The sequence below is a fragment of the Pararhodobacter oceanensis genome (assembly GCF_003076755.1).
GTDB lineage: Bacteria > Pseudomonadota > Alphaproteobacteria > Rhodobacterales > Rhodobacteraceae > Pararhodobacter > Pararhodobacter oceanensis.
Genome location: NZ_QDKM01000003.1, coordinates 355,578 through 367,747 on the forward strand (window position 1 = coordinate 355,578; position 12,170 = coordinate 367,747).

Sequence of the window (12,170 nt, forward strand, 5' to 3'; positions counted from 1 at the left end):
AGGGTTATATGTCAACGCGCCCCCTTTCGCCCAGAGTAAGTTGCGCGTTTTCCCTGCGGTCACAAGACAATGTGACCGGGGCGTGACTGGGGATTGCTGGCTCGGGGAGGGGTTTGGGCGTGATTTCCGCGTGGATCGCGCTATGTAGGCGGGGCAGAGACGTAAATCACAGGTAGGTTCCCCATGGCCCCGCCAGAGAAACAACCAGAGACAGCGCCGCCCAGCGCGCAGACATTGGAAGCCTCGGCGAAAGCGGCAGGCGGCAAGGGCGGCTTGCCGCCGGTGCATCTGTGGGATCCACCCTATCGCGGCGAGATCGACATTCGTATCGCCCGCGACGGCACCTGGTATCACGAGGGCACGGTGATCACCCGCGCGCCTTTGGTGCGGCTGTTCTCGACGATCCTCAAGCTGGAGGACGGCAAGTATTTTCTGGTCACACCGGTGGAAAAGGTCGGGATCACGGTTGAGGACGCGCCTTTCGTGGCGGTGGATTTCGAGGTCAGCGGCAGCGGCGACGGGCAAGTATTGCGGTTTGAAACCAATGTCGGGGATAGCGCCGAGGCCGGGCCCGAGCATCCGATTCGGCTGGAGCGGGACGAAGACAGCGGCGAGCCTGCGCCCTATGTGATGATCCGCGCGGGGCTTGAGGCCTTGATCGACCGCAAGAGTTTCTACCGGCTGATTGAACTGGGCGCCCATGCCGAGCATGAGGGGGCGAGCTGGTTCGGGCTGTGGTCCGGCGGGGTGTTCTTTGCGCTGATCCCTTCGGCAGAATTGCCCTGAGCGGCAAGAGGGGGCTTTGCCCCCGCGACGTGCCGTCGCTCCCCCAGGATATTTATGGCAAAAAGTGGAGCGGCGCGGATTGCCTGTGACGCGCCTGACGGCCTAGATGGCGGCAATTGGCGAGCGGGTATCTCATGGCTTTCAAATCTACGCCGCGCGTGGCGGTTTCGGCGATGTTTGCGCTTAACGGCCTGCTCTTTGGCATGTGGGCGGGGCGGGTGCCGGGGTTTGTCGAGGCGCTGGCGCTGGAACCGGCGGATCTGACGCTGGTGTTCCTGAGTATGGCGGCGGGGGCGATTGTCTCGTTTCCGCTGGCGGGCTGGGCGAGCGACAGTTTCGGCGCCGCGCACACGGTGCGGATCGTAGCGGTCTGCTACGCGCTGACCGCGCCGCTTTTGGCGACGGCAGGATCGCTTGGGGCGCTGGCCGCTTTGGCGCTATTGTTCGGGGCGGGGCATGGCGCGATGGATGTGGCGATGAACGCCTGGGGCGCCGAGGTCGAGCGCGCCGCGCGGCGGCCGATCATGGCGGCGTTTCACGCGATGTGGAGCCTTGGCGCAGGTGTCGGCGCGGGCTCGGGGTTTCTGGCGGTCAAAGCAGGGCTGGCGCCGCTGGAGCATTTCGCCTTGGGCGCGCTGCTGGCGGCGGCGCTGGCGCTTTGGCTGGCGCGGCTGCCGTGGCAATCGCAGATCACCGCCCGCGGCGCGGGATTCGCTTTGCCCCCGCGCGCCTTGCTGTTGGTTGGCGTCTTGGCGATGGGCTCGTCGATTGGCGAGGGCGCGATGGCGGATTGGAGCGCGGTGTTCCTGATCGAGGTGGCCTCTGCCTCGCAGGCCAGCGCGGCGTTGGGTTTTGGCGTGTTCTCGGCGGCGATGGTGGTGGCGCGGCTGGGTGCCGATGGCTTGGTGCGCCGCATCGGGCCGGTGGCCACGGCGCGGCTGGGCGGGGCGCTGGCCGCTTTGGGGCTGGTGGTGGCGCTGATCGGCGGGACATTGGCGACGGGGCTGGCGGGGTTTGCGCTGGTCGGTTTTGGCTATGCGGCGCTGATCCCGCTGGCGTTTTCGCGCGCCGCCAACCAGCAGGGCGTGGCGCCGGGCCGCGCGATCGCCGGTGTCGCGACGCTGGGCTATGGCGGGATGCTCTTGGGGCCGGTGGTGGTGGGCGGCGTGGCGCATCTGACCTCGCTGCCCATGGCTTTTGCACTGCTCGCGTTGTTGGCGGCGCTGATTATCGGCGCCGCCGGAGCGCTGCGGCCTGCGGCGGGTTAGCCACCGCGAGGATTAGCCGCCGGTGAGATCGAGAAACGCGTCCTCGAGATCGGGCTCGGTGGTGGAAAGATCGATGATTTTCACCCCCGCCGTGGTCAGCGCCGAGAGGATCTGCCCGGCCTCGACGCGGCTGCGCGGATAGGAAAACGCCATCCAGCCATCGGCGCGGTCGTTGCGCTGCACGCCCTCGGGCAGTGCCACCTGCGCGAGGATCGCGGCATCGCCCTCGGCGCGCACCAACAGCGTCTTGGTGTCCATCCGCGCCAGAATCGCCGAGGTGGTATCGCGGATGATCAGATCGCCCTGATCAATGATCGCGATCTCGTCGCACATCTCTTGCGCTTCCTCGAGATAATGGGTGGTCAGGATGATCGTCATGCCCTGCTCATTGAGCATCCGCACATTGTCCCAGAGCATCTGCCGCAGCTGGATATCGACGCCTGCCGTGGGCTCGTCGAGCACCAGGATTTGCGGGTGATGGACCAGCGCCTTACCCAGCAAGAGCCGCCGCCGCATACCGCCCGAAAGGGTGCGGGCATAGGCCTCGGCCTTGTCAGTCAGGCCGATGAGTTCGAGAATTTCCTCGGTGCGGCGCTCGGATTTGGGCACCCCGTAGAGACCGGCCTGCACCTCGAGCGATTCGCGCGGGGTGAAGAAGGGGTCCATGGTCAGTTCTTGCGGCATCACCCCGATGGCGGCGCGCGACTGGCGCGGGCTTTGGTCCTGATCGAAGCCCCAGATCTTGACCTTGCCCTCGGTTTTGATCACCAGACCGGCGAGAATATTGATCAGCGTCGATTTTCCGGCACCATTGGGGCCGAGAAGCCCGAACACCGAGCCTTGCGGAATGGTCAGGTCGATGCCCTTGAGCGCATCCTTGGGGCCGGTCTTTTTGTTACCCGCGTAGCGTTTGCGCAGGCCTTGGATTTCGATTGCATGTTCGGTCATCTTGCTCCTGCCCGGCAATGGTTTATTGTCAGACCCAACCGCATAGGCGCTTAGCCGCGCCGATACAAGGAAGTGACCATGTCAGCGACATCGCCCGAGACCACGCCAGCCCCCGGCCACCCTGCACCCGAAACCCATACCGTGACCAGCCGCCGCGTGGCCTGTGACGGTGGCGAAGGCGCGCTGGGGCATCCGCGCGTCTGGCTGACCATCCCGCATGATACCGGCTGGGTGGAATGCGGCTATTGCGATGCGCGCTATGTTCTGGCCGAAGGCGCGGGCGACGCGCATTAAAGCGGTGAGACGGGCTGCCTGACAGGTGACGTGCGCGCAGACCTGAGTGCGCCAGAGTGCGGGCCGAACAATGACTGTGCGGCTGCGCACAGTTCCGCCACTGGATTTCCGCGCGCAAACGCACAACTTCTGCTGCAACAGCAACAGGAGATGCGCCATGACATTTCGTCCCGTCACCAGCCTTTCACAGGCACAGCCGACGCTCGAGGGCGCCGGTGTCCATCTGCACCGCGCTTTCGGGTTCAATGACCCTGAACTCAGCGATCCGTTCCTGCTGCTTGATGATTTCCGCAACGACGCGCCGCATCTCTATGAGAAGGGGTTTCCCTGGCATCCGCACCGCGGCATCGAGACGATCACCTATGTGCTGGAAGGCACCGTCGAGCATAGCGATTCGCTGGGCAATACGGGGCGGCTGGGGCCGGGATCGGTGCAATGGATGACCGCCGGGTCGGGGATCCTGCATCAAGAGATGCCGCAAGGAAATGCACGCGGGCAGATGCACGGGTTCCAGCTTTGGGCCAATCTGCCCTCCTCGCTGAAAATGACCGCGCCGCGCTATCAAGATATTGGCCAGAGCGACATTGAAACCATGGTCGATGACGATGGCACCTCGGTGCGGATCATCACCGGCAAGTTCTGGGGCAAGACCGGTCCGGTGGACGGGGTTGCCGCCGATCCGCTGTTTCTCGATGTCTCGATCCCGCCGAACACCCGCAAGGTGCTGCCAGTCGATACCTATGCCAATGCGATGGCCTATATCTTTGCCGGCGCGGGGAAATTCCGCGACGCCTCGACGCCGATGGGGATCAAGGTGGAGAAGGAATTCGCCGGTCAGGAATTGCACCTGCGCGATATGAGCGGCGACCGGACCTTGGTGCGGTTTGGCACCGGCGACCAGATCGAGGTGCAAGCGGGGCCGGAGGGGATGCGGTTTTTGCTGATCTCGGGCAAGCCGATCAAAGAGCCGGTGGCTTGGCACGGGCCGGTGGTGATGAACACCCGCGCCGAATTGCAGCGGGCGTTCCGCGAGTTGAACGAGGGCAGCTTTATCAAATCGGGTGCCAGCGGGCTTTAACCCTCGGGTCGGGCGCGTGGCACGGTCAGGATGCCTCCGGCGGGAGTATTTTTTGGCAAGATGAAGCACAAGAAGATGCGGGGGCGGGCGCGGCTGGCCCTCGCGAGTGCTGGACGCCTCGGTTGCGGAGGGTTACGAAGGAGCCCAACGCGCAACGAGGGGATACTCCATGGCATTCGGCAAGGGCGATCATCTGCATCTGATCGACGGATCGACCTTTATTTTCCGCGCCTATCACGCGCTGCCGCCGCTGACGCGCAAGTCCGACGGGCTGCCAATCGGCGCCGTGGCCGGATTTTGCAACATGCTCCTGCGCTATATCGAGGGCAACAACGGTGGCACCGCGGCGACCCATCTGGCGGTGATTTTTGATCACGCGGGCAAGACCTTCCGCAGTGATCTGTATCCCGAATATAAGGCCAACCGCCCGCCCCTGCCCGAAGACCTGCGCCCGCAGTTTCCGCTGACCCGCGAGGCCACCCGCGCCTTCAACATCGCCTGCGTCGAGACCGAGGGGTTCGAGGCCGATGATATCATTGCCACGCTGACCAAAGAGGCGGTGGCGGCGGGGGGCGATGTGACGATCATCTCCTCGGATAAGGATTTGATGCAATTGGTCGGCCCGCAGGTGCAAATGTGGGACGCGATGAAAGACCGGCGTATCGGGCCTAACGAGGTGGTCGAGAAATTCGGCGTCGGCCCCGAGCGGGTGATCGATGTTCAGTCGCTGGCCGGTGACAGTGTCGATAATATCCCCGGCGCCCCCGGCATTGGCGTCAAGACTGCGGCGCTGTTGATCAATGAATACGGCGATCTGGAGACCCTGCTGGCGCGCGCCGCCGAGATCAAACAGCCCAAACGCCGCGAGACCCTGCTGACCAAGGCCGATCAAATCCGCCTGTCGCGCGAATTGGTGACGCTGCGTTTGGACACGCCGCTGGACACGACGCTGGAGGATTTCATCATCCGCACGCCCGAACCCGAGGTGATTCTGGGCTTTCTGGGCGAGATGGAATTCCGCACCCTGACCCGCCGTCTGGCCGAGAAAATGGGCGTTGAGGCGCCGGTGATCGCGGCCGCGCCTGCCTCGGCGCCTGCGGTTGGCGAGGCGCCGGCGCCAACCCCGCCCGAGGCGCTGCCGTTTGAGGCCGAGAATTACGCCTGCGTGCAGGACATCGAGGCGCTGAACGCCTGGATCGCGCGGATCTATGAGCAGGGCTATGTGGCGGTGGATACCGAGACCACCTCATTGGACGAGATGCGCGCGGAACTCGTTGGTATCTCGCTGGCGGTAGCGGCGAATGACGCCTGCTATATCCCGCTCAACCACCGCGAGGGGACCGATGATCTCTTTGGCACCGCCAAACGGGTGGAGGGGCAGCTTGATCCCGCGCTGGCGCTTGAGGCGCTCAAGCCGATGCTCGAGGATATGTCGATCCTGAAGATCGGGCAGAACATCAAATACGACGCGAAAATCTTCGCCATGCAGGGCGTCACCCTGACCAATATCGACGACACGATGCTGATGTCCTACGCGCTGAACGCGGGCAAGCATAACCACGGGATGGATGTGCTCAGCGAGGAATATCTGGCGCATAAACCGATCCCGATCAAAACCCTGCTTGGCACCGGCAAATCGGCGCGCACCTTTGACACGGTGGCGATTGAGGACGCGACGAAATACGCCGGTGAGGACGCCGATATCACCCTGCGGCTCTGGCAACTGCTGCGTCCGCGCCTGCATCAAGAGCGCGTGACCACGGTCTATGAGACCTTGGAACGTCCGCTCAGCCCGGTGTTGGCGCAGATGGAGATGCACGGGATTCAGGTCGACCGCGATACGCTGTCGCGGATGTCGAACGCCTTTGCCCAGAAAATGGCCGCGCTGGAGGCGGAGATCCATGAGCTGGCGGGGCAGGAGTTCAATGTCGGCTCGCCCAAGCAACTTGGCGAGATATTGTTCGACAAGATGGGGCTGACCGGCGGCAAGAAGGGCAAAACCGGCGCTTATTCGACCGGCGCCGATGTGCTGGAGGATCTGGCCACCGAACATGAACTGCCGGGGCGGGTGCTGGACTGGCGACAACTCAGCAAGCTGAAATCAACCTATACCGACGCGCTGCAGGACCATATCAATCCCGACACCGGCCGCGTGCATACCTCTTATGTGCAGACGGGGGCGAATACCGGACGGCTGGCCTCGACCGACCCAAACCTGCAAAACATCCCGATCCGCACTGAAGAAGGCCGCCGCATCCGCGAGGCCTTTGTCGCCGGTGAGGGCAAGACGCTGGTCAGCCTCGACTACAGCCAGATCGAGCTGCGCATTCTCGCGCATGTGGCCAATCTTCCGGCGATGAAACAGGCGTTTCACGACGGGCAGGATATCCATGCGATGACCGCCAGCGAGATGTTCAACGTGCCGATGGAGGAGATGACGCCCGAGATCCGCCGCAGCGCCAAGGCGATCAACTTCGGGGTGATTTACGGCATCTCGGGCTTTGGGCTGGCGCGCAACCTGCGCATCCCGCGCAGCGAGGCGCAGGCCTTTATCGACACTTATTTCGAGCGTTTCCCCGGCATCAAAACCTGGATGGACGAGACCGTCGCCTATGCCAAAGAGCATAAATACGTCGAAACCCTGTTTGGACGGCGCATCCATACGCCCGAGATCGCTGCCAAAGGCCCCGCCGCCGGTTTCGCCAAACGCGGCGCGATCAACGCCCCGATCCAAGGCACCGCCGCCGATGTGATCCGCCGCGCGATGATTCGCATGCCCGAGGCGATCACGGATCTGCCAGCGAAAATGCTGCTACAGGTGCATGACGAATTGGTCTTCGAGGTCGAGAGCAGCGCCGTCGAGGAGACCATCGCGCGGGTCAAAGAGGTGATGGAAAACGCCGCCATGCCGATTGTCGCGCTGGATGTGCCGCTGATCGTCGAGGCCGGCACCGGCAAGAACTGGGCCGAGGCGCATTAACCTTAACGCCGCCTTCCCACTTTGTGCCATAAATATCCCGGGGGAGGCCGCAGGCCGTGGGGGCAGAGCCCCCGAAGCGCGGCGCACCCCCTCGACGGGGGTAAGCCGCGCCCCCCTTCACCACCGTTGAGGGGGCTTTGCCCCCGATGCGGGGCATCCCCCCAGGATATTTTCGGACAGATGATGAGGCGGGCGCGCATCACTTACGCGGCAGGTGAAAATACCGGTTTCCCCTTGCCGCAATCACCGGATAGAACCACCGCATGAGCGACGATACACCCCAAGACGACGAACCGATGATCCCCGTGGCGGCGCCACTGGCCGAGCCTCTGCGCCGCGCGCTGGGGGAGCGGTATTTGCAATATGCGCTGAGCACGATCATGCACCGCGCCCTGCCCGATGCGCGCGACGGGTTGAAGCCGGTGCACCGGCGGATCCTGTTTGCGATGCGCGAACTCAAGCTGTCCTCGACCGGCGGCTTCCGCAAATCCGCCAAGATCAGCGGCGATGTGATGGGCAATTATCACCCGCATGGGGACGCCGCGATCTATGACGCGATGGCGCGACTGGCGCAGGATTTCAACGTCCGTTATCCGCTGGTGCATGGACAGGGGAACTTCGGCAATATCGACGGCGATAACCCCGCTGCGAGCCGCTATACCGAAGCGCGGATGACCGCCGCCGCCGAGGCGCTGCTGGAGGGGCTGGCCGAGAACGCGGTCGATTTCCGCCCCAATTACGATGGCACGCTGGAAGAACCCGAGGTTCTGCCCGCCGCTTTCCCGAACCTTCTGGCCAATGGCTCGAGCGGGATTGCCGTCGGCATGGCGACCAATATCCCGCCGCATAACCTCTGCGAATTGATCGACGCTTCGAAGGCGCTGATCGACACGCCGCAGATCTCTGACGAGGCGCTGGTTGATCTGGTCCCCGGCCCCGATTTCCCCACCGGCGGGGTGATTGTCGAGCCGCGCGCCTCGATCATCGAGAGCTACCGCAGCGGCCGCGGCAGCTTCCGCCTGCGCGCCCGCTGGGAGCGCGAGGAATTGCCGCGCGGTGCTTGGCAGATCATCGTCACCGAGATCCCCTATCAGGTGCAGAAATCCAAGCTGATCGAGAAACTCGCCGAGATCATCCAGACCAAACGGGTGCCGCTCTTGGCCGATGTGCGCGACGAATCCGCCGATGATGTGCGTATCGTGCTTGAGCCGCGCTCGAAGAATGTCGATCCCGAGATGCTGATGGGCATGTTGATGAAATCCTCCGACCTGGAGATTCGTTTCAGCCTGAATATGAACGTGTTGATCGACGGGCGCACGCCCAAGGTTTGCGGCATCCGCGAGGTTCTGCAGGCGTTTCTCGATCACCGGCGCGTGGTGCTCAAACGCCGCAGCCAGCATAGGCTCGACAAGATCGACCACCGGCTTGAGGTGCTTGAGGGCTATATCATCGCCTATCTGAACCTCGACCGGGTGATCGACATCATCCGCTATGACCAGACCCCGCGCGACGCTTTGATGCGCGAGCAATGGGGCGGCGCGTTTCCGCGCGCGATGTCCGAGGAGGATTACGTCAGCCCGCCCGCCGGCGAGGGCGAGTTGACCGAGGTGCAGGCCGAAGCGATCCTTAACATGCGGCTGCGCAGCCTGCGGCGGCTTGAGGAAATCGAGCTGCGCAAGGAGCGTGACGCGCTGATGAAAGAGCGCGAGGGTCTGATCGAATTGCTGGGCTCGGAGCGCCGCCAGTGGACCCGCATCAAGCAGGAACTGGCTGAGGTGCGCAAAGCCTTTGGCAAGGAGACCCCGCTGGGCGCGCGCCGCTCGACATTCGCCGAGGCCACCCAGATCGAAGACGTGCCGATGGAGGCGATGATCGAGCGCGAGCCGATCACCGTGGTGCTGTCGAAAATGGGCTGGATCCGCGCGATGAAAGGTCATGTCGCGCTCGATACCGAGTTCAAATTCAAGGACGGTGACGAGGCCGGTTTTGCCTTCCACGCCGAGACCCCCGACCGGATCGTGATCTTTGGCTCGAACGGGCGGTTCTATACGCTGCTGGGTGCCAATCTGCCCGGCGGGCGCGGCATGGGCGAACCGGTGCGGCTGATGGTCGATCTGCCCAATGAGGCGCAGATCGTTGATCTGTTTGTCCACCAGCCGGGGCGCAAGATGATCGTGGCCTCTTCGGATGGCGACGGTTTCGTGGTGCCCGGTGACGAGGTGCTCGCGCAGACCCGCTCGGGCAAACAGGTGCTGAACCTGCGCGCCGAGGCCCGCGCGCTGATCTGCAAGCCGGTGGCGGGCGATCATGTGGCGGTGGTCGGCGAGAACCGCAAGCTACTGGTCTTCCCGCTTGAGGAACTGCCCGAGATGAACCGCGGCAAGGGCGTGCGGCTGCAGCGCTACAAGGACGGCGGGCTCAGCGATCTGACCACGATCACCCTGACCGAGGGGCTGTCGTGGAAAGATCCGGCGGATCGCACGCGGCTGGTCACCGATCTGGCCGAATGGCAGGGCAAACGCGCCACCGCCGGTCGCATGGCCCCGCGCGGCTTTCCGCGGGACAATAAATTCGGCTAACGCCGCGCCTCAAAGCGCAGCGTTGCCACGGGCTTGCGATTAAGCTAAGCCTTTGACGTTGAAACAGGCGCAGACCGACCGGGAAAACACGCATGATCACCAGGCTCAAGCCCCTTCGCACCCTCGCAATGCTGGCCACTGTCGGCCTGTTGGCGGCCTGCGCGAATGGCGCGCAACTGGGCGAGGAGCGCGGCGAGCTTGAGAATTTCCGCCTGTGCTACAACATCGTGACCACCAATGACGCGGTGCAGGGTCCGCTCTCGCGTGAGGCCGATCTGGAGGTCTTTTCCGACCTGATCCGCGCCGAGGTCGACCGCCGCTTTGGCCGTTATGACGGCGACCGGCTCTATCATATCGCGATCCATATCGACGCCTATGTGCTGGCCGTGCCCGGCGTGCCGCTGGTCGCCTCGCCGCGTTCGGCGCTGATCATGTCGGTCAACGTCTGGGATGACGCCGCCGGCGAGGTCCTCAATGACGAACACAAGCAAATGACCGTGCTCGAAAGCCTGTCGGGCTCCAGCGTGGTTGGCTCGGGCCTGACCCAGAGCGCCGAAGAGCAGATGCAGACCCTGTCGCAAAACGCCGCGATCCGCATCGAGAACTGGCTGGTGGAAAACCCGCAGTGGTTCGAGACCGCCGCCGATGGGGATGACGCGGCCAGTGATGCCGATGCTGAGGCAACTGACGAGGCTGTGGGCGAGGCGGCGGGCGACGATACTGCCGAGGATGACGCACTCGCTGAGGCGCCCCGCCCCGCGCGTGCCGCAAGCGAAGATCGCTGCGCCCAAAGCTAAGCGCTCAAAACCCATAATTCGGCTTGAACCCCGCCAAAATGCTTGATTTCTTCGCAGTGCCCGATTAGGACGCGCGCGACGCGGCTTGCCTGCTTGGCGGGGCCGGACCATGGAACCGTCCCGCCGCGCTCGAATCTGACCCGTAGGGTGCGTGATTGCACGCACCGTCACTTGAACAATAGGAGCCACACCATGGCGAAGGCAAAGTTTGAACGCAACAAACCGCACGTAAACATCGGGACCATCGGTCACGTTGACCACGGCAAAACCACGCTGACGGCTGCGATCACCAAATATTTCGGCGACTTCCAGGCCTACGACTCGATCGACCGTGCGCCCGAAGAAAAAGCCCGCGGCATCACCATCTCGACCAGCCACGTCGAGTATGAGACCGAGACCCGTCACTACGCCCACGTCGACTGCCCGGGCCACGCCGACTACGTCAAGAACATGATCACCGGTGCGGCCCAGATGGACGGCGCGATCCTGGTGGTGAACGCCGCTGACGGCCCGATGCCGCAGACCCGTGAGCACATCCTGCTCGGTCGCCAGGTGGGTATCCCCTACATGGTCGTCTACATGAACAAGGTGGACCAGGTCGACGACGAAGAGCTCCTCGAGCTCGTCGAGATGGAAATCCGCGAGCTTCTGTCGGACTACGAATACCCGGGCGACGACATTCCGATCGTCAAGGGTTCGGCTCTGGCCGCAATGGAAGAGCGCGATGCGGAAATCGGTGAAAACTCGATCAAAGCGCTGATGGAAGCCGTCGACGCCTACATCCCGACGCCCGAGCGCGCCGTGGACCAGCCGTTCCTGATGCCGATCGAGGACGTGTTCTCGATTTCGGGTCGTGGTACGGTTGTGACCGGTCGTGTCGAGCGCGGCGTGATCAACGTTGGCGACAACATCGAGATCGTCGGCATCCGCGACACCAAGACCACCACTTGCACGGGCGTTGAAATGTTCCGCAAGCTGCTGGATCGCGGTGAGGCAGGCGACAACGTCGGCATCCTGCTGCGCGGTATCGACCGTGAAGGCGTTGAGCGCGGTCAGGTTCTGTGTAAGCCGAAGTCGATCACGCCCCACACCGAGTTCGAGGCCGAAGCCTATATTCTGACCAAGGATGAGGGTGGCCGTCACACGCCGTTCTTCGCCAACTACCGCCCGCAGTTCTACTTCCGCACCACGGATGTCACCGGCACCGTCAAGCTGCCCGAGGGCACCGAGATGGTCATGCCCGGCGACAACCTGAAGTTCGAAGTCGAGCTGATCGCGCCGATCGCCATGGAAGAGAAGCTGCGCTTCGCTATCCGTGAAGGCGGCCGCACCGTGGGCGCTGGCGTCGTCTCGAAAATCATCAAGTAAGGCGTAGGGTGTGTGCTCTGCACGCACCGTCCCTACACCAAGGCGCGCGGGGCAATCCGCGCGCCTTTTCTT

9 protein-coding genes are annotated in these 12,170 nt (G+C 63.6%); 8 read left to right on the forward strand and 1 reads right to left on the reverse strand.

The window, feature by feature from the left end:
• The first annotated feature begins 183 nt into the window (after positions 1-183).
• Entirely contained in the window at positions 184-786 is a 603-nt protein-coding gene (locus DDE20_RS09235) for a DUF1285 domain-containing protein (RefSeq protein WP_116558188.1), read from the forward strand.
• A gap of 134 nt (positions 787-920) precedes the next feature.
• Positions 921-2,054: an MFS transporter gene (locus DDE20_RS09240; protein ID WP_165814468.1), complete on the forward strand. Its 1,134-nt coding sequence runs from the start codon at positions 921-923 to the stop codon at positions 2,052-2,054.
• 12 nt (positions 2,055-2,066) lie between these two features.
• Here DDE20_RS09240 and DDE20_RS09245 read toward each other — a convergent pair whose 3' ends face one another.
• The gene (locus DDE20_RS09245) at positions 2,067-3,002 is read right to left on the reverse strand and encodes an ABC transporter ATP-binding protein (protein WP_116558189.1); all 936 of its coding nucleotides are present in this window, start codon (positions 3,000-3,002) and stop codon (positions 2,067-2,069) included.
• Positions 3,003-3,080: 78 nt separating this feature from the next.
• On the opposite strand from DDE20_RS09245, the gene DDE20_RS09250 reads away from it, so the two are divergent.
• The 6 genes from DDE20_RS09250 to tuf all read left to right on the forward strand — a co-directional run bounded on the left by DDE20_RS09250 (position 3,081) and on the right by tuf (position 12,098).
• Positions 3,081-3,296 carry a zinc-finger domain-containing protein gene (locus tag DDE20_RS09250; protein WP_116558190.1) on the forward strand — a complete coding sequence of 72 codons (216 nt, stop codon included), beginning with the start codon at positions 3,081-3,083 and terminating at the stop codon, positions 3,294-3,296.
• A 157-nt stretch (positions 3,297-3,453) separates the two neighbouring features.
• The gene (locus DDE20_RS09255; protein WP_116558191.1) at positions 3,454-4,374 is read left to right on the forward strand and encodes a pirin family protein; all 921 of its coding nucleotides are present in this window, start codon (positions 3,454-3,456) and stop codon (positions 4,372-4,374) included.
• Positions 4,375-4,543: 169 nt separating this feature from the next.
• On the forward strand, positions 4,544-7,354 hold the full coding sequence (gene polA, locus DDE20_RS09260) for a DNA polymerase I (RefSeq protein WP_116558192.1): 2,811 nt from the start codon (positions 4,544-4,546) through the stop codon (positions 7,352-7,354).
• Positions 7,355-7,617: 263 nt separating this feature from the next.
• Positions 7,618-9,933: a DNA topoisomerase IV subunit A gene (locus DDE20_RS09265; RefSeq protein WP_116558193.1), complete on the forward strand. Its 2,316-nt coding sequence runs from the start codon at positions 7,618-7,620 to the stop codon at positions 9,931-9,933.
• A 92-nt stretch (positions 9,934-10,025) separates the two neighbouring features.
• Positions 10,026-10,730 carry a hypothetical protein gene (locus DDE20_RS09270; protein WP_133240333.1) on the forward strand — a complete coding sequence of 235 codons (705 nt, stop codon included), beginning with the start codon at positions 10,026-10,028 and terminating at the stop codon, positions 10,728-10,730.
• A 192-nt stretch (positions 10,731-10,922) separates the two neighbouring features.
• Positions 10,923-12,098, forward strand: coding sequence for an elongation factor Tu (tuf, locus tag DDE20_RS09275; RefSeq protein WP_116557331.1), 1,176 nt, complete (start codon positions 10,923-10,925; stop codon positions 12,096-12,098).
• The last annotated feature ends 72 nt before the right edge of the window (positions 12,099-12,170 follow it).